At 60.6% G+C, this 17,458-nt stretch carries 14 protein-coding genes; 7 read left to right on the top strand and 7 right to left on the bottom strand.

The genetic code is table 11. The features are described 5' to 3' along the window. The first annotated feature begins 61 nt into the window (after window positions 1-61). The 4 genes from LCH65_RS15385 (at window position 62) to gcvH (ending at window position 4,610) form a co-directional block, all read left to right on the top strand. A complete protein-coding gene (locus tag LCH65_RS15385) occupies window positions 62-1,063 on the top strand; it encodes an extracellular solute-binding protein (RefSeq protein WP_003432198.1) in 1,002 nt (333 codons plus the stop codon). A gap of 262 nt (window positions 1,064-1,325) precedes the next feature. Beyond that, window positions 1,326-2,942 carry an iron ABC transporter permease gene (locus LCH65_RS15380; RefSeq protein ID WP_003367436.1) on the top strand — a complete coding sequence of 539 codons (1,617 nt, stop codon included), beginning with the start codon at window positions 1,326-1,328 and terminating at the stop codon, window positions 2,940-2,942. Between the two features lie 154 nt (window positions 2,943-3,096). Continuing rightward, complete coding sequence (gene gcvT / locus LCH65_RS15375) at window positions 3,097-4,179, top strand: glycine cleavage system aminomethyltransferase GcvT (RefSeq protein ID WP_003367434.1); 1,083 nt, start codon at window positions 3,097-3,099, stop codon at window positions 4,177-4,179. A gap of 44 nt (window positions 4,180-4,223) precedes the next feature. Further along, on the top strand, window positions 4,224-4,610 hold the full coding sequence (gene gcvH / locus LCH65_RS15370) for a glycine cleavage system protein GcvH (RefSeq protein WP_003367432.1): 387 nt from the start codon (window positions 4,224-4,226) through the stop codon (window positions 4,608-4,610). Window positions 4,611-4,680: 70 nt separating this feature from the next. Here gcvH and LCH65_RS15365 read toward each other — a convergent pair whose 3' ends face one another. From LCH65_RS15365 to LCH65_RS15355, 3 genes are all read right to left on the bottom strand, one after another. Beyond that, the gene (locus LCH65_RS15365) at window positions 4,681-5,001 is read right to left on the bottom strand and encodes a DUF2388 domain-containing protein (RefSeq protein WP_002551535.1); all 321 of its coding nucleotides are present in this window, start codon (window positions 4,999-5,001) and stop codon (window positions 4,681-4,683) included. A gap of 140 nt (window positions 5,002-5,141) precedes the next feature. Continuing rightward, complete coding sequence (locus LCH65_RS15360) at window positions 5,142-6,926, bottom strand: GspE/PulE family protein (protein ID WP_003432204.1); 1,785 nt, start codon at window positions 6,924-6,926, stop codon at window positions 5,142-5,144. Between the two features lie 110 nt (window positions 6,927-7,036). After that, window positions 7,037-7,384, bottom strand: a complete 348-nt coding sequence (locus LCH65_RS15355) for a hypothetical protein (protein WP_003367427.1) — start codon at window positions 7,382-7,384, stop codon at window positions 7,037-7,039. Between the two features lie 125 nt (window positions 7,385-7,509). Between LCH65_RS15355 and LCH65_RS15350 the strand changes: the two genes are divergently transcribed. Further along, window positions 7,510-7,989: an Lrp/AsnC family transcriptional regulator gene (locus tag LCH65_RS15350; protein ID WP_003432206.1), complete on the top strand. Its 480-nt coding sequence runs from the start codon at window positions 7,510-7,512 to the stop codon at window positions 7,987-7,989. Window positions 7,990-8,295: 306 nt separating this feature from the next. On the opposite strand, the gene LCH65_RS15345 is transcribed toward LCH65_RS15350, so the two are convergent. After that, window positions 8,296-9,663 (bottom strand): CYTH domain-containing protein, encoded by a 1,368-nt coding sequence (locus LCH65_RS15345; RefSeq protein ID WP_192872496.1) that lies wholly within the window; start codon window positions 9,661-9,663, stop codon window positions 8,296-8,298. Between the two features lie 163 nt (window positions 9,664-9,826). On the opposite strand from LCH65_RS15345, the gene argE reads away from it, so the two are divergent. Together argE and argA are read left to right on the top strand one after the other, a co-directional pair. Further along, window positions 9,827-10,975, top strand: a complete 1,149-nt coding sequence (argE, locus tag LCH65_RS15340; protein ID WP_003367423.1) for an acetylornithine deacetylase — start codon at window positions 9,827-9,829, stop codon at window positions 10,973-10,975. A 126-nt stretch (window positions 10,976-11,101) separates the two neighbouring features. Beyond that, window positions 11,102-12,400 (top strand): amino-acid N-acetyltransferase, encoded by a 1,299-nt coding sequence (argA, locus tag LCH65_RS15335; protein ID WP_002555672.1) that lies wholly within the window; start codon window positions 11,102-11,104, stop codon window positions 12,398-12,400. 330 nt (window positions 12,401-12,730) lie between these two features. On the opposite strand, the gene gshA is transcribed toward argA, so the two are convergent. The 3 genes from gshA to LCH65_RS15320 all read right to left on the bottom strand — a co-directional run bounded on the left by gshA (window position 12,731) and on the right by LCH65_RS15320 (window position 17,267). Next, window positions 12,731-14,323, bottom strand: coding sequence for a glutamate--cysteine ligase (gene gshA, locus LCH65_RS15330; protein WP_226439592.1), 1,593 nt, complete (start codon window positions 14,321-14,323; stop codon window positions 12,731-12,733). A gap of 242 nt (window positions 14,324-14,565) precedes the next feature. Then, window positions 14,566-14,949, bottom strand: coding sequence for a PaaI family thioesterase (locus LCH65_RS15325; protein WP_003367417.1), 384 nt, complete (start codon window positions 14,947-14,949; stop codon window positions 14,566-14,568). Further along, the gene (locus LCH65_RS15320; protein WP_226439591.1) at window positions 14,949-17,267 is read right to left on the bottom strand and encodes a Tex family protein; all 2,319 of its coding nucleotides are present in this window, start codon (window positions 17,265-17,267) and stop codon (window positions 14,949-14,951) included. The genes LCH65_RS15325 and LCH65_RS15320 overlap by 1 nt, the downstream gene beginning before the upstream one ends. Window positions 17,268-17,458: the final 191 nt, after the last annotated feature.

The raw sequence follows: 17,458 nt of genomic DNA, 5'->3' as shown, positions 1-17,458 counted from the left end.
ATTGAGATAGCAAATGGGATTCACTACCATTTTGCCTCCTTTGCGAACGCGAGATACCCCGATGCAGGCAAGCAAGCGTCTTCTGGCTGCTCTGACACTGACTTTACTGGGCAGCACCGCTCAGGCTGCCGATGAAGTGGTGGTGTATTCATCCCGGATCGACGAGCTGATCAAGCCGGTATTCGATGCGTACACAGCCAGTACCGGGGTGAAGATCAAATTCATCACTGACAAGGAAGCGCCGCTGATGCAGCGCATCAAGGCCGAGGGACAGAATGCGACCGCCGACCTGTTGCTGACGGTCGATGCGGGCAACCTCTGGCAGGCCGAGCAGATGGGTATCCTGCAGCCGTTCACCTCCCCGGTGATCGAAGCCAACATTCCGCCGCAGTATCGCTCATCGACGCACGGCTGGACCGGTCTGAGTCTTCGCGCGCGCACCATCGCCTATTCCACCGACCGCGTGAAGCCTGCCGAGCTGAGTACCTACGAGGCGCTGGCCGACAAGAACTGGGAAGGCCGCCTGTGCCTGCGTACCGCGAAGAAGGTCTATAACCAGTCGCTGACCGCTACGCTGATCGAAACCCACGGTGCCGAAGCGTCGGAGAAAATCCTCAAGGGCTGGGTCAACAACCTGTCCACCGACGTGTTCTCCGATGACATCGCAGTGCTTGAGGCGATCAATGCCGGGCAATGCGACGTGGGCATCGTCAATTCCTATTACTACGGCCGCCTGCACAAGGAAAAACCGGACCTGGCGGTGAAGCTGTTCTGGCCGAACCAGGCGGATCGCGGTGTGCACGTCAACCTGTCGGGTATCGGTCTGACCCAATACGCTCCGCACCCTGAAGCGGCCAAGGCACTGGTCGAGTGGATGACCGGCCCTGAGGCGCAGAAGATTTTCTCCAGCGTCAATCAGGAGTTCCCGGCCAACCCGAACGTGGCGCCTTCAGAAGAAGTGGCGAGCTGGGGGCAGTTCAAGGCCGACACCCTCCCGGTCGAAGTGGCAGGCAAGCGTCAGGCAGAAGCGATACGCATGATGGATCGCGCGGGCTGGAATTGATTTAATACCCAGTGGCTTATCGTTATACATAAGACTCGTGGGAGCGAGCTTGCTCGCGAAGAGGCCGGCACAGCCCCGTAAATGAGGTGTTTGGACTGTTGCTTTCGTAAGCAATCTCACTCCCACAAAGGTGTATGTCCGGCCTGATACTACGGTTCATCCCCCCCCATTTTCCGGGTGTGTAACGGTGGGCGCTCCAGCGCCCTAGACGAATGACGCAGAGACTTGTCACTCACTCATCCATCCCGATTTCGAGAACACCGTGGCCCATCCTGCCCAACGCCGCTGGTACCCCCTGGTTTTCGCCATCGCAGCGCTGGTCGTGCTGCCGCTGAGCGTTTTGCTGCTGTCGTGGGAGACGGTTGACCAGCAGATATGGTCGCACCTGCTCGAAACCCAGATGGCGCGTCTGCTGGGCAATACGCTGATCCTGGTGCTGGGTGTCGGCGTGGGCGTGACGTTGCTGGGGGTGAGCCTGGCGTGGCTCACCAGCCTGTGTGAATTTCCCGGTCGCCGCTGGCTGGACTGGGCGCTGATGCTGCCTTTCGCGATCCCCGCCTATGTGCTGGCGTTCGTATTCGTCGGGCTGCTGGATTTTTCCGGTCCGGTGCAGACCCTGTTGCGCGAATGGTTCGGCTCCGGTCTGCGCCTGCCTCGGGTGCGCTCCACCGGTGGGGTGATCATCGTCCTGGTGCTGGTTTTCTATCCTTATGTCTACCTGTTGGCGCGCACGGCGTTTCTGGCGCAGGGCAAGGGCTTGATGGAAGCTGCGCGAGTGCTGGGCAACACACCCCTGCAGGCGTTCTGGCGCGTGGCGCTGCCAATGGCGCGTCCGGCCATCGGCGCGGGGGTGGCGCTGGCCCTGATGGAAACCCTGGCCGATTTTGGTGCGGTGTCGGTGTTCAACTTCGACACGTTCACCACTGCCATCTACAAGACTTGGTACGGCTTCTTCAGCCTGTCCAGCGCTGCGCAACTGGCCAGCCTGCTGCTGTTGGCCGTGCTGGTGCTGCTGTACGGCGAACGCCGCGCCCGGGGTGCAAGCCGACCGGCCAACGAGCGTCCGCGTGGCGCTGCGCTTTACCGGTTGCGCGGCCTCAAGGCATTGGCCGCGAGCTTCTGGTGTGGGCTGGTGTTTCTCTGTGCTTTCGTGGTGCCGATGCTGCAACTGATCGTCTGGGTCTGGCAGCGTGGCCGCTTCGATCTGGATGAGCGCTACACAGGGCTGATTCTGCACACGCTCTATCTGGGTGGCATGGCGGCGTTGATCACCGTCAGTGTGGCGCTGATTCTGGCGTTTGCCCGACGTATGGCGCCCACGCCTGCGATCCGCTCCGGCGTCAGCCTCGCCAATTTGGGCTACGCATTGCCCGGCTCGGTGCTGGCGGTTTCAATCATGCTGGCGTTCAGTTACCTGGACCGCGAACTGGTCATTCCGCTGTCCGGCTGGCTGGGCGGCGCAGGCAAGCCTTTGCTGCTGGGCAGCCTCTCGGCCTTGCTGCTGGCTTATCTGGTGCGTTTCATCGCCGTCGCCTTCGGTCCGTTGGAGCACAGCCTGTCGCGTATCCGCCCGTCATTGCCTGAAGCGGCGCGCAGTCTGGGGGTCAGCGGACCAAAGTTGTTTCTCAACGTGTATCTGCCGTTGCTGGTGCCAGGGGCGCTGAGCGCGGCGCTGCTGGTGTTCGTCGATGTGCTCAAGGAAATGCCGGCAACCCTGCTGATGCGCCCGTTTGGCTGGGATACGCTGGCGGTGCGCATCTTCGAAATGACCAGCGAGGGCGAGTGGGCACGGGCTGCGTTGCCAGCTTTGTCGCTGGTGCTTGTAGGACTATTACCCGTCATTGGGCTGATTCGCCGCTCTGCCCGTCAGACTGGCTAGGTGCGGGGTTCTCACCTTACGGCTACAATGCGCCGCAATTGGTGCGGTCTGTCAGACAATTCGGTCAGCTGTTACGTGCTGCAAACTCCGGTTTATTGGGGGGCTTGCCGATCTCGTCTGCCCGCACCTTCGCCACGCCCGGAAGGAGAAACCCATGGGACAGCGTACCCCCCTGTTCGACCTGCACCTCGCCCTTGGCGCGAAAATGGTCGATTTTGGTGGCTGGGACATGCCGTTGCATTACGGATCGCAGGTCGAGGAACACCATCAGGTGCGTCGCGACTGTGGGGTCTTCGATGTCTCTCACATGAACGTGATCGATGTGCTCGGCCGTCAGGCCCGGGTCTGGCTGCGTCGTCTGCTGGCCAATGATGTAGACAAGCTCAAAACCCCCGGTCGTGCCTTGTACAGCGCCATGCTGGACGAGAGCGGCGGGGTGATCGATGACATGATCGTCTACCTCACGCCTGAAGGTTATCGGCTGGTCGTCAACGCGGCGACCGGCGTCAAGGATCTTGCCTGGATGCAGGCGCAACTGGGCGACTTCGACGTGCAACTGGTCGAGCGCAGTGAAATGGCAATGCTCGCCATTCAAGGCCCCAAGGCCAGAACCCGTATCGCCGAGCTGGTTTCAAGCGCCCGCGCCGAACTGATCCACCAGCTCAAGCCGTTCGAAGGGCTTGATGACGGTGACTGGTTTATCGCGCGCACCGGCTACACCGGCGAGGACGGCCTGGAGATCATGCTGCCTGCCGAAGAGGCTCAAAGCTTTTTCAATGAATTGGTTGGCGCGGGTATTTCGCCGATCGGCCTGGGCGCTCGTGACACGCTGCGTCTTGAGGCGGGCATGAACCTGTATGGCCAGGACATCGGTGAACATGTTTCGCCCTTGGCCTCGAATATGGCCTGGAGCATCGCCTGGGAGCCTGCCGACCGTGATTTTATCGGTCGCAAGGCACTGGAGAGCGAACGGGCTGAAGGAACCGCCTTCAAACTCGTGGGATTGGTGCTCGAAGAACGCGGCGTTTTGCGGGCGCATCAGGTGGTACGTGTCGCAGAAATTGGCGAAGGAGAGATCACCAGTGGTAGTTTCTCTCCTACGTTGAGCAAATCGATTGCACTGGCTCGCGTTCCGATGGCGACCGCTGACCGGGCCGAGGTGGAAATCCGCGGCAAATGGTACCCGGTGCGCGTGGTGCAGCCTGCGTTCGTGCGCCACGGCAAAACCTTGATCTAACCTAATGGCGGGTTTTCCGCTGACCCGATGTTGAGGATGACTAAATGAGCAATATTCCCGCCGAGCTGCGTTTCGCCGAAAGTCATGAGTGGGCACGTCTGGAGTCAGACGGCACCGTGACCGTTGGCATCTCGGACCATGCACAGGAAGCACTGGGCGATGTGGTCTTCGTCGAACTGCCGGAAATCGGCAAAGTGTTCGCTGCCGCTGACACCGCCGGTGTTGTGGAGTCGGTCAAGGCTGCTTCGGATATCTACTCGCCGGTTGCGGGCGAGGTGATCGAAGTCAACGCAGCGCTGGGCGATTCGCCCGAGTCGCTCAACAGTGATCCGTACGACGCCTGGATCTTCAAGCTCAAGCCAAGCGACGCCAGCGGCGATCTGGCCAAGCTGCTGGATGCAGCCGGGTACAAGAGCGCTATCGGCGAATAACCGATTGCCGCTCACAAAAATGCCGCTCCATGGAGCGGCATTTTTTATGCGCGAAGCTAATCGGCAAGACTTACTGGTTTTCAGCGACCAGATTCTTATCCAGGATCGCGTTGGCCAGTTCCATGTCGGTGGCTTTCAGGCCTGGATTGTCTTTGCGCACCTGCTCGATGGCCGCTTCCAGGAACGGACCGCGGATGCCACCGTCGCTGGCGACGAAGCTGCCTGCGTCGTCCTGGGCGGCAACGATCAGCTTGTGATCCTTGAAGGTCAGGTAAGTCGAGCCGGTGGTTGCACCGGAAGACAGCACATTACGCCAGAAGGTGTCAGCCATCGCTGAACCCATTGGGATGGAAAGCAAGGCTACGGTGGCGACAGCGAACTTGAGACGCATGATGAATTACTCCAGCTGTGGTTGTTCTGAGGGGTTGGATAGCCAAAGCTACGAACTAGTTCAATCAAGGTGTACCGCGTAGTTCACTTTAGCTGGCTCGCCATGCCGCGCGGCCTTCTGGAACAACGCTTTCACCCTGATCAACGTTGTTCGCTCTGCGGTGTCACCCTCAACACTTCCTCGAGTGTAGTCAGGCCTGCCGAGACTTTCTGCGCGCCGGACAGACGCAGGCTGCGCGTACCTTCCTTGAAGGCCTGACGACGCATGGCGGTCAGGTCGAGGTCCGCCGAGATCAATGCCTTGATGTTGTCGGACATGACCATGATCTCGTAGACACCCGCCCGGCCCCGATAGCCGGTATCTCGGCATTCCACACAACCGACTGCCTGATGCGCGCCGGGTGGCACCGGTGCCTGCCAGGGGCGCGTCAGGGTTTGCCAGTCGGTTTCGTTCAGGTTGATCGGGGCCTTGCAGTGCGGGCAAAGGGTACGCACCAGACGCTGGGCCATGACGCCGAGGATGGTCGCCTTGAGCAGGTAGTGCGGCACACCCAGTTCGAGCATCCGGCTGATGGCGCTGGGTGCGTCGTTGGTGTGCAGCGTCGACAGCACCAGGTGACCGGTAAGCGCCGCCTGAATTGCCATTTCAGCGGTCTCCAGGTCGCGAATCTCGCCGATCATGATGATATCCGGGTCCTGTCGCATCAGCGCGCGCACGCCGGCGGCAAAGCTCAGTTCGATGTTGTGCTGCACCTGCATCTGGTTGAAGGCCGGCTCGACCATCTCGATGGGGTCTTCGATGGTGCACAGGTTGACCTCGGAGGTCGCCAGTTTCTTGAGGGTGGTGTACAGCGTGGTGGTCTTGCCCGAACCGGTCGGGCCGGTGACCAGAATGATGCCGTTGGGCTGGCGGGTCATTTCCTGCCAGCGCCGCAGGTCGTCACTGGAGAAGCCCAGTTGGTCGAAGTCCTTGAGCAACACCTCGGGGTCGAAGATCCGCATGACCATTTTTTCGCCGAACGCGGTCGGCAGGGTCGACAGGCGCAACTCCACTTCACGATTTTCAGGCGTGGTGGTCTTGACCCGCCCGTCCTGTGGTTTGCGTTTTTCGGCGACGTTCATCCGCCCCAGGCTTTTCAGGCGGCTGACAATCGCCATGATCACCTGCGCCGGAAACTGGTAAACGTTATGCAGCACCCCGTCGATTCGAAAGCGTACGGTGCCCTGTTCGCGGCGCGGCTCGATGTGAATATCGCTGGCGCGTTGCTGGAAGGCGTACTGAAACAGCCAGTCGACGATATTGACGATGTGCGCGTCGTTGGCGTCAGGCTCCTGATCGCTGGCGCCGAGCTTGAGCAACTGTTCGAAGTTACCCATGTTGCTCATTTTTTGCTCAGAGGCGCTGGCACCGCTGACCGACTTGGCCAGCCTGAAAAACTCCATCGCCATGCGCTGGATGTCTGACGGGTTGGCGACCACACGTTTGATCTGCAGCTTGAGCACATGCGCCAGGTCGGCTTCCCATGAGCGCACATAAGGCTGCGCGCTGGCGATGGTCACCGATTCGCGATCGACCGCCACGGCCAGAATCTTGTGGCGCTGGGCAAAGGCGTAGGACATCAGTGGTGTGACCGCCGCGACGTTGATCTTCAGCGGATCGATACGCATGTAAGGCTGGCCACAGGTTTTGGCCAGCCAGGCGGTCAGGGTTTCCACGTCCAGCTTCTTGCCCGGCCGCTTGAGGTCGTCAAACTGCAGCGAAGCGAGAAACTCGAGGGGATGCAGCTGGATGTTCACCGCGCTGCGACGTTGGGTGAGTGCCGTTTCCGCGTCGTCCTGGCCGAGATAGCCTTCGGCAACCAGATCACGCAACACATCATTCAGATCGAGCCAGCGATCCTGTGAAGAGGGGGCCAGGGCTGCCATGTGCGCTCCTTGAGGCAATTCGTCATTGGACGATGAACAAGAGTAGACGCCAAGCGTGACAGCGTTGTTCGTTCTATGCGACCGGGAATTGCCGGAGCAGGCGAATTGATTCAGCCCGTCGCCAGGGCGACACGGGATTGCGCGGTATTGCGGGCGTCGACTTGCTCGACCTCCACTGAGCAGACGTCGATCAGGTTGCGCATTTTTTCACCAATCACTTGTGCCCGATGCCAGCTCAATCTGGAGACCTGAAGATCGATGAGCAGCAGGTTCTCTTGCTGCACGGCACTCAATTGGTCGGGAATCAGGTACTGCATGGCAAACAGGTTCAACACCTGACAGAGCAAGGCAGGCTCGGCTTCGGCGCAGACACGGTAGCGTGCGCAGCACTGCGCATTGCTCGACGACCAGCTATCTGGACGCTGCGAAGGGGGGGTGACGGCTTCGAGATTGGGCATGCTGGTACTCCAGAAGGATGCTGGAAATCTTTGCATGCGTGAAAAGAAATTTCTGGTCCATCATTGGGTGGATTAGTCTTTATAAGACTTGTTAATGCGCCACAGACTGTTTGAGAAAATTAATTATGCAAATCGAGCTGGACAGTTACGATCGCAGGATTCTGGCGCTGCTGCAGGAAGACGCTTCGCTTTCCAGTGCGCAGATCGCCGAGCAGGTCGGTCTGTCGCAATCACCCTGCTGGCGCCGCATCCAACGGCTCAAGGATGAAGGCGTGATTCGCCGTCAGGTGGCGTTGCTGGACCGCAAGAAAATCGGTCTGAACACACAGATATTCGCCGAGGTAAAACTCAATGCCCACGGGCGCTCCAACTTCACCGAGTTCACCGATGCGATTCGTGGTTTTCCGGAGGTGCTGGAGTGCTATGTGCTGATGGGGTCGGTGGATTTTCTGCTGCGCATCGTGACCCCGGATATCGAGGCGTACGAGCGGTTCTTCTTTGAAAAGCTGTCGCTGGTGCCCGGCATCCAGGAAGTGAACTCGACAGTAGCGCTGTCAGAGATAAAATCCACCACCAGCCTGCCGCTGCTGCGCCAGGGAGGCTGAACTCATACCGGATGCCGAGGTGCGCTTTTGACTATCGTGCCAATGCTCCGCGTTGGCATGCAGTTCGTGACGCTCTGCGTCACAAGTTTGCGCCGCGCCGCACACTCAAGATCGGACGCAGAGCGTCCAGAACGGCGTCCCCACGCGGAGCGTGGGGACGATAGTTAACCTACGCATCAAGATGACTATCGTGCCAATGCTCCGCGTTGGCATGCAGTTCGTGACGCTCTGCGTCACAAATTTGCGCCGCACCACATGTTCAAGATCGGACGCGGAGCGTGGGGACCAATGCCACGAATCCAGCCCTTACAAGCGCAGCAGGGTTTTCCACGCGCGGCTCTGGAATACGGTGATTGCCTGTTGCACGCGGGCATCGAGGACTTCGTCGCTGATGTCCAGATGCGCCAGTTCTTCCAGCTTGCGCAGTTCGCCATACAAGCGATCCAGTTCCGGCAGGTCCAGCGCGCCGCGTGCCCAGTGCAGCCAGGACTGGATGCGCTCGATGCGGGGCAGTTGCTCTGCCAGGTCTTCCGGCTGCTGCTGATAACGACTTAATTGCAGGGACGTGGCTTCTTCGCCCAGCAGGCGTGGCAGCCAACTGCTCAACAGTGCGGCGCCCTGACGATTGCCGCGGGTGTTGCGTTCGGTGGTCCAGCTGCGGGCCAGCAACCAGCGTGAGGTATTCAGCGAGAACTCGCCCCAGCGCGTGTCCTGCAATTCTTCCAGGAATTGCTCGTGGGCGGCACCGCGTACATCGGCATCGTCCTGCCCGGCCTGAACCAGCGGTCGCCAGTCTTCCAGCAAGGCGTCCAGCGCAGTACGCAGTTGTGCAGTCGAGGTGCGTGGCGCGGCCTGGCCGAGGCTGCTGGTCAGGGCGCGCAGTTCGGCGAGCATCTCGACCCAGTCCTGCAGCAGACGCCAGTGGCCGTTGAAACGGTATTGCTCGGCCAGACGCTGGCTGCTGCCCAGCAGATGCCAGGCCAGCGCGGAATAAGCGTCGTCCAGCGGCGTTTCTGCGTGCAGAGCGGGAGCGTGCAGGCTCAGCGAGTAGCTGCTGGCATCGAGCAGACGATAGCCGCGTTCGGCCTTGCTGATATCGCACGGCATCAGCGGCAGCGTTGCAGCCAATTCGGCGGCCAGCTCCAGCAGCGCGGGAGGTTCGCCTTCACGCAGCTCGAGTTCCAGCTCGCAGATTTCTTCCTTCTGCTTGCCCGCTACCACCTGGCCCAGGTCCAGTGCGGCTTCGATCACCACTTTGGCCTTGCCACGGCCCCAGGCGATCTCTGCTTTCTCACGCACGAAATCGGTGGTGAACAGAGGCTTGATGGTTTTCTTGTCCAGATCGGCCAGTTGCTCGGGCCAGCAATCGCCTTCGAGCTTCTTCAGGTCCAGCTTGGCCTTGCTCAGGTCCCAGTTGTATTCATTGCGCTCGGACAGGCCGGCCACGCTTTGCCCGCGAGTCTTCATGGTCTGGATGATCTGATCGCCGTCGCGGCGGATGCGCAGGGCGACTTTGGCCTGCGCCAGCTCACCTTGCGGGGTATCGAAATACTGGTTCGACAGTTCAAGGCGCTCCCAGCCACTCTTGTTGCGCTTCTTGAGCAACGGGTGTTCACGCAGTGCAGCGAGGGTCTCGCGGCTGACGCGGAGTTTGATTTCTGTTTCTTTTTGCATGGCCGGGGGAATCCAAACGCTGATACGGATAAACGGGAGCGCAGCCCATGATTGAACGGCTGCTGAGGCCGTCAGTGTACAGGACATGGCCCGAAACGGTTTATTCCTGGGTTGCTATGGCCCTATGATGGGCCGTGTTCCGTCCCGATTACAGGAAGCGTCCATGCCGTTGCCGTCCATGAAAGACCAGTTCGCCGCCCTGATCGCCGTACCCTCGGTGAGCTGCACTCAGCCTTCTCTGGACCAGAGCAACCGCCCCGTCATCGATCTGCTGGCCGGATGGCTCGGCGATCTGGGGTTTGCCTGCGACATCCAGCAAGTGTCCCCCGGCAAGTTCAATCTGCTGGCGACCTATGGAACAGGCCCAGGCGGTCTGGTACTGGCGGGGCACAGTGATACCGTGCCGTTCGACGAGGCGCTGTGGAAGACCGACCCCTTGAAGCTGACCGAGGTGGATGGCCGCTGGGTCGGGCTGGGCAGTTGCGACATGAAGGGCTTTTTTGCGCTGGTCATCGAAGCGGTGCGTGGCCTTCTTGACCAGCCGTTCAAGCAGCCGCTGCTGATCCTCGCCACTTGCGACGAGGAAAGCTCGATGGCCGGTGCCCGTGCGCTGGCCGAGGCCGGCCGCCCGCTGGGTCGTGCGGCGGTGATTGGCGAGCCGACCGGGCTCAAGCCGATCCGCCTGCACAAGGGCGTGATGATGGAGCGCATCGATATTCTCGGGCGCAGCGGCCATTCCTCCGATCCGAGCCTTGGGCACAGCGCACTCGAAGCCATGCACGACGCCATCAGCGAACTCAAGGGCCTGCGCACGCAGTGGCAAGCGAAGTACCGCAACCCGCAATTCACGGTGCCGCAGCCGACGCTGAACCTGGGCTGTATTCATGGCGGCGACAACCCGAACCGGATTTGTGGCCAGTGCTCGCTGGAATTCGACCTGCGTCCGCTGCCGGGCATGGACCCGGAAGTGCTGCGTTCGGCCATTCGGCAGAAGCTGCAGCCGCTGGCCGAGCTGCATCAGGTACAGATCGACTATGCGCCGCTGTTCCCCGAATGCGCGCCGTTCGAGCAGGTCGCTGACGCTGAACTCGTGCGTGTCGCTGAACGTCTGACCGGTCATACGGCCGCAGCAGTAGCATTCGGCACCGAAGCGCCTTATCTTCAGCGCCTTGGCTGTGAAACGCTGGTGCTCGGCCCGGGCGACATCGCCTGTGCGCATCAGCCGGGGGAATACCTCGAAATGTCACGCCTGGACCCTACAGTGCGTCTGTTACGTCAATTGATCGAACATTACTGCCTGACTCCCCAGTGAGCCCGGTACTACCAACGTTGAATAAAAGGAGATTGCGCGTGTTGCCAAGCCTGTTCCGACGATAACCACCACACCGTTGTGCGTGCTTTTTCTCTTCGTCCATTTTCTCTACAGGCTCTTGTTGTCATGCCCGAATACGTCAACTGGCTTCGCCACGCGTCTCCGTACATCAATGCTCACCGTGATTGCACCTTCGTCGTCATGCTGCCCGGCGACGGCGTTGCGCACCCTAACTTCGGCAATATCGTCCACGACCTGGTGCTGCTGCACAGCCTGGGCGTGCGTCTGGTGCTGGTGCACGGCTCGCGTCCACAGATCGAAAGCCGCCTGGCCCAGCGCGGCATTACGCCGCGTTACCATCGCGACATGCGCATCACCGATACCGAGACGCTGGAGTGCGTGATCGATGCTGTGGGTCAGCTACGCATCTCGATCGAGGCGCGCCTGTCGATGGACATGGCTGCTTCACCGATGCAGGGCTCGCGGCTGCGGGTGACCAGTGGCAACGTGGTAACTGCGCGGCCTATCGGCGTGCTGGAAGGTGTCGATTATCAGCACACCGGCGAAGTGCGTCGGGTTGACCGCAAGGGCATCAATCGCCTGCTGGATGAGCGTCATATCGTGCTGCTGTCGCCGCTGGGTTATTCACCGACCGGCGAGATTTTCAATCTGGCCTGTGAAGACGTCGCCACGCGTGCGGCCATTGATCTGGCTGCCGACAAACTGCTGCTGTTCGGTGCCGAAACCGGGTTGCTGGACGAGCAGGGCCGACTGGTGCGCGAGCTGCGTCCGCAACAGGTACCTGCGCACTTGCAGCGTCTGGGTGCCAACTATCAGGCTGAATTGCTCGATGCAGCGGCCGAGGCCTGCCGCGGTGGTGTGGCGCGCAGCCATATCGTCAGCTATGCCGAGAATGGCGCACTGCTGACCGAGCTGTTCACCCGCGACGGTGGCGGTACGCTGGTTGCGCAGGAGCAGTTTGAGCTGGTGCGCGAAGCGGCCATTGAGGATGTCGGCGGCTTGATGGACCTGATCACGCCGCTGGAAGAGCAGGGCATTCTGGTACGTCGTTCCCGCGAAGTGCTGGAGCGCGAGATCACTCAGTTCAGTGTGGTCGAGCGGGAAGGGCTGATCATTGCCTGCGCGGCGCTGTACCCGATTGCGGACTCGGAGTCAGGCGAACTGGCATGTCTGGCGGTCAATCCGGAATACCGGCACGGCGGCCGTGGTGACGAGCTTCTGGAGCGTATTGAAAACCGCGCCCGGGCCCTGGGTATCAAGACCCTGTTCGTCCTCACCACCCGCACCGCACACTGGTTCCGCGAACGCGGTTTCGAACCCAGCAGCGTCGACCGTCTGCCAAGCGCCCGCGCCTCGCTGTACAACTACCAGCGTAATTCGAAGATCTTCGAAAAGGCGATATAAGCCTGGGGGCGGACGCAGAGCACTCTTGGCTATATTTTGTGGGAGTGAGCTTGCTCACGAAGAGGCTGGTACAAGCCTCCGGAAAGGGGCGTTTGAACCGTCCCTTTCGTGAGCAGGCTCACCCACGCCCTTCGGGCAGAAGCGCAGAGCATTGGGCACGATAGTTGAGATGATCGTTCCTCACGCTCCAGCGTGGGAATGCAGTTCTCGACGCTCTGCGTCGTCAAGAGGACGCGAAGCGTCCAGAAAGGCATGCGACGCAGAGCGCCGCACGATAGTCGCGCCTGCACCGGCACCTTCGAGAGCAAGCTCCCCACAGTAATTGCACGATCAGTTGCTGATCGACAGAATGCTCGCCTGATACGACCCCACGAACGTGTCGAAATCCACCACTTCCTCGGTCGCTTCCAGTTCGGCCTGTTCTTCGATCGAGGTTTTGGCCTGGGCTTCGAAGTCTGCCTGTTCCTGAGCGCTCAGCGGGTGAGTGCGGAAGTATTCGGCATGGACCTGACTCTGGCGCAGGGAGAACGCGGTAAAGCCCTCGTTATGCGCTTCCATGCTGGCCAGCACCTGAGCAGACGGTGTGAGCGCGGTATCGTCGATCTTGGCCTGTTGCACGGCAATCGATTTGAGGTGCTCATCGGTGCCCTGAGCCTGATCGAGCAGGCGGGCAATCGGCGTGATCTTCTCCACCAGCTCGGTTGCCCAGGTCTTGAGATCCACAGGGCGGTTGTCACGCATCAGGCTCAGGCCCGGGCGACGCCCTTCCTTGACCACTGACAGGAAGTTCGAGCGTGCGTTGGAGCATTCGTGGCTGGCCAGTTGCTGGCTTTCCTCGAGAGCGCAATACAGCACGAAGGCATCGATGAAGCGCGACTGCTCCAGGCTGATGCCGGTCGGCAGGAACGGGTTGATGTCCAGGCAGCGTACTTCGACGTACTGCACACCACGGGCCACCAGCGCCTGAATAGGGCGTTCGCCGCTATAGGTCACACGCTTGGGACGAATGTTGGAGTAGTACTCGTTCTCGATCTGCAACACGTTGGTATTGAGCTGCACCCACTCGCCGTTCTGGTCATGAGTGCCGACCTCGACGTAAGGCTTGTAAGGCGTGGCCACGGCCTTGCGCAGGCTATCGGTGTAGCTGACCAGATCGTTGTAGCAAGGGGTCAGGTCGGCCTGGGCGTCACTCTGATAACCCAGGTCGCTCATGCGCAGACTGGTGGCGTAAGGCAGATACAGGGTGTCGGCGTCGAAGTGTTGCTCCAGCTGATGCTTGCGGCCGCGCAGGAACCCCGCGTCGAGTGCCGGTGAAGCACCGAACAGGTACATCAACAGCCAGCTGTAGCGGCGGAAGTTACGAATCAGCGCGATGTAGGAATGCGACTGGTAGTCGCGGGCATCGCCGGCAAAGTCTTCGGTCTGCTTGAGCAGCGCCCACGCGTCTTCCGGCAACGAAAAGTTGTAGTGAATGCCGGCAATGCACTGCATGGTCTTGCCGTAACGCAGCGCCAGGCCCTTGCGGTACACGTACTTGAGCTTGCCGATGTTCGACGTGCCGTAATAGGCAATCGGTATGTGCTCTTCGTCCGGCAACGGGCAAGGCATCGACGGACTCCACAGCAGTTCGTTGTCCAGCTTGCTGTAAACGAAGCGATGGATCCGGTCCAGGTTGTCGATGGTCTCGGCCGGGTTCTTCAAGGCTGGCGTGATGAACTCCAGCAGCGATTCGGAATAATCGGTCGTCACCTGACCATTGGTCAGGGCGGCACCCAGAGCTTGCGGGTGGGGCGTCCGGGCCAGTTCTGCCGTTGCGGTAACGCGCAGGCACTCACGCTCGATACCGTGCAGGCACTGCTCCAGCAGAGAGAGGTTGTTACGCTCGCCGAGCAATGCAAGACGACGGTTTAAAAGTTCGCTCAAGGTGTAATCCTTCACGCATCGGTCGCCCCGATATGGGGGTGGACTTGACGGTCTACAAGGGTGAAGAAAGGAACTGGCGTAGTCGCCTGGTGGGTCGGTAGCGCCTGTTCACAATCACTGCTCTTTGTCGTACTACCCAAATGGACTCGGCACCACGCTAATGGTGCCGAAATTAACCCAAATGATGTCGGTACGGCTAGGTTCAGTTCGCAGGGATGCTTTTCATCAGCCCTTGATCAAGTCTAGATCACCGCAAATGTGCCCTGGGCCTTGGCGACGAGCTTGTCGCCCTGAACGACTTCAGCCTCGACCACCAGCGTGCGGCGACCCGCGTGCAGCACCTTGGCGATGCACAGGACTTCGCCCTCGGAGACGCCACGCACGTAGTTGATCTTGCACTCGATGGTCACGCTGCGCTGGTCGAAACCGTGAGCGCTGGAACAGGCCAGGCCCATGGCGATATCGACCAGGCTGAAGATTGCACCGCCGTGCATCACGTTGCCGCGATTGCGCAGGTGCGCCTCCAGCGGCAACGCAACTTCGGCAACGCCCTCGTCCAGACGCCGCAGCTCGCAGCCGAGCATCTTGAAATAGGCGCTGTGGGTCAGATCTTCAGGAATATCCATCAGCGCTTCTTCAGTTGCTTGGCATTGGCGAACAGCGACGCCATCGCATTGTTGGCGGGCGCTGGCGCAGTGGTTTCCTTGCGCGGAGCGTTGTTCTGACGAGGCGAAGAACCTGGGCGGGCACCGCGTGCGCCATCGATTTTCTCGCCGGGCGTGTCGCTCATGCGCATCGACAGGCCGACGCGTTTGCGCGGGATATCGACTTCCATGACCTTCACTTTCACTACATCACCGGCCTTGACCGCTTCACGCGGGTCCTTGATGAACTTCTCGGACAACGCCGAGATGTGTACCAGACCGTCCTGATGCACGCCGATATCGACGAACGCACCGAAGTTGGTGACGTTGGTGACCACGCCTTCGAGGATCATCCCCAGTTGCAGGTCCTTGAGGTCTTCGACCCCGTCCTGGAACTCGGCAGTCTTGAACTCCGGACGCGGATCACGGCCCGGTTTTTCGAGTTCCTGAAGGATATCGGTCACGGTCGGCAGACCAAAGGTCTCGTCGGTGAATTTCTTCGGGTCCAGGCGCTTGAGAAAGCTGGCGTCGCCGATCAGCGAGCGAATGTCCCGGTCGGTTTCAGCCGCAATGCGCTGCACCAGCGGGTAGGCTTCCGGGTGAACGGCGGAGGCGTCCAGCGGGTTGTCACCGGTCATGACGCGCAGGAAACCGGCGGCCTGTTCAAAGGTTTTTTCGCCCAGGCGGCTGACTTTCTTCAGCGCCGCGCGGGTCTTGAACGCGCCGTTTTCATCACGATGCGCAACGATGTTCTGCGCCAGCGTGGTGTTGAGGCCGGAAATGCGTGCCAGCAGCGCCACGGAGGCCGTGTTCACGTCCACGCCCACGGCGTTCACGCAGTCTTCCACCACCGCATCCAGGCCGCGTGCCAGCTTGAGCTGCGACACGTCGTGCTGGTACTGGCCGACCCCGATGGATTTCGGGTCGATTTTCACCAGTTCGGCGAGCGGGTCCTGCAAGCGACGGGCAATGGACACCGCGCCACGGATCGACACGTCGAGGTCCGGGAACTCCTTGGCGGCCAGTTCCGATGCCGAGTACACCGAAGCGCCTGCTTCGGAGACCATCACCTTGGTCATCTTCAGGCCCGGGTATTTTTTGATCAGGTCGGCAGCCAGCTTGTCGGTTTCGCGGCTGGCGGTGCCGTTGCCGATGGCGATCAGGTCGACCGAATGCTTGGCGCACAGTGCGGCCAGTACGGCGATGGTCTGGTCCCACTGGTTTTTCGGTACGTGCGGATAGACGGTGGCGTAGTCGAGCAGTTTGCCGGTGGCGTCGACCACGGCGACCTTGCAGCCGGTGCGCAGACCTGGATCGAGGCCCAGCGTGGCGCGCTGACCGGCCGGCGCGGCCAGCAACAGGTCGTGCAGATTGTGGGCGAACACATTGATCGCTTCGGTTTCCGCGCCGTCACGCAGTTCACCCAGCAGATCGGTTTCAAGGTGGCTGTACAGCTTGACCTTCCAGGTCCAGCGCACCACTTCGGCCAGCCATTTGTCTGCCGGGAGGTTCTGGTTCTGGATGCCGAAGCGCTCACCGATCATCAGCTCGCACGGGTGCATGGCGCCCGGCAATTCTTCACCGACTTTCAGTGCGGAGCTCAAAAAGCCTTCGTTGCGACCACGAAAAATCGCCAGCGCACGGTGCGACGGCATGCTTTTGAGCGGTTCGTCGTGTTCGAAGTAGTCGCGGAACTTGGCGCCTTCCTCTTCCTTGCCCGGTACCACGCGTGCGCTGATCACCGCTTCCTGCTTGAGGAAGCTGCGCAGCTTGTCCAGCAGCGAGGCATCCTCGGCAAAGCGCTCCATCAGAATGTACTTGGCGCCTTCCAGCGCGGCCTTTACATCGGCTACGCCTTTTTCCGCGTCGACGAAGCGGGCTGCTTCTGCTTCAGGGGCCAGGCTCGGGTCGTTGAACAGGCCATCGGCCAGTTCGCCCAACCCGGCTTCAAGGGCGATCTGGCCCTTGGTGCGGCGTTTCTGCTTATAAGGCAGGTACAAGTCTTCGAGGCGGGTCTTGGTATCGGCCAGCTTGATGTCGCGCGCCAGCTCCGGGGTCAGCTTGCCTTGCTCTTCGATGCTGGCAAGAATGCTGACGCGCCGTTCGTCCAGTTCACGCAGATAACGCAGGCGCTCTTCCAGATGGCGCAGTTGCGTGTCATCAAGACTGCCGGTCACTTCCTTGCGGTAGCGGGAAATGAAGGGCACAGTCGAGCCTTCATCCAGTAGTGCTACGGCCGCTGCGACCTGTTGTGGGCGTACGCCGAGTTCTTCGGCGATGCGGCTGTTGATGCTGTCCATAAAACCACCTGGAGTTGTGAGCAAAAAACTGGGCTATGTACGAATTGCCTTGCCTGGGTATCGTGCGCCAGCATTTATTTTCAGGGCTGGCGAACCGCCATGAGTCCGGCGTTGCCTGACTTCGAGGGCGGCGCATTATACCCAGCGAAGCCGGATTAGGGGATCGGCCGACAAATGGGGTGTTTTTTCGG

This window comes from Pseudomonas sp. MWU16-30316 (assembly GCF_020515645.1).
Classification (GTDB): Bacteria; Pseudomonadota; Gammaproteobacteria; order Pseudomonadales; family Pseudomonadaceae; genus Aquipseudomonas; species Aquipseudomonas cerasi.
This window is presented reverse-complemented; position numbering and strand designations above follow the sequence as displayed.

Coding starts and splice junctions, on each gene's coding strand:
- LCH65_RS15385 (WP_003432198.1), top strand. CDS start 62: ATGCAGGCAAGCAAGCGTCTTCTGGCTGCTCTGACACTGACTTTACTG.
- gcvT (WP_003367434.1), top strand. CDS start 3,097: ATGGGACAGCGTACCCCCCTGTTCGACCTGCACCTCGCCCTTGGCGCG.
- gcvH (WP_003367432.1), top strand. CDS start 4,224: ATGAGCAATATTCCCGCCGAGCTGCGTTTCGCCGAAAGTCATGAGTGG.
- LCH65_RS15365 (WP_002551535.1), bottom strand. CDS start 5,001: ATGCGTCTCAAGTTCGCTGTCGCCACCGTAGCCTTGCTTTCCATCCCA.
- LCH65_RS15360 (WP_003432204.1), bottom strand. CDS start 6,926: ATGGCAGCCCTGGCCCCCTCTTCACAGGATCGCTGGCTCGATCTGAAT.
- LCH65_RS15355 (WP_003367427.1), bottom strand. CDS start 7,384: ATGCCCAATCTCGAAGCCGTCACCCCCCCTTCGCAGCGTCCAGATAGC.
- LCH65_RS15350 (WP_003432206.1), top strand. CDS start 7,510: ATGCAAATCGAGCTGGACAGTTACGATCGCAGGATTCTGGCGCTGCTG.
- LCH65_RS15345 (WP_192872496.1), bottom strand. CDS start 9,663: ATGCAAAAAGAAACAGAAATCAAACTCCGCGTCAGCCGCGAGACCCTC.
- argE (WP_003367423.1), top strand. CDS start 9,827: ATGCCGTTGCCGTCCATGAAAGACCAGTTCGCCGCCCTGATCGCCGTA.
- argA (WP_002555672.1), top strand. CDS start 11,102: ATGCCCGAATACGTCAACTGGCTTCGCCACGCGTCTCCGTACATCAAT.
- LCH65_RS15325 (WP_003367417.1), bottom strand. CDS start 14,949: ATGGATATTCCTGAAGATCTGACCCACAGCGCCTATTTCAAGATGCTC.
- LCH65_RS15320 (WP_226439591.1), bottom strand. CDS start 17,267: ATGGACAGCATCAACAGCCGCATCGCCGAAGAACTCGGCGTACGCCCA.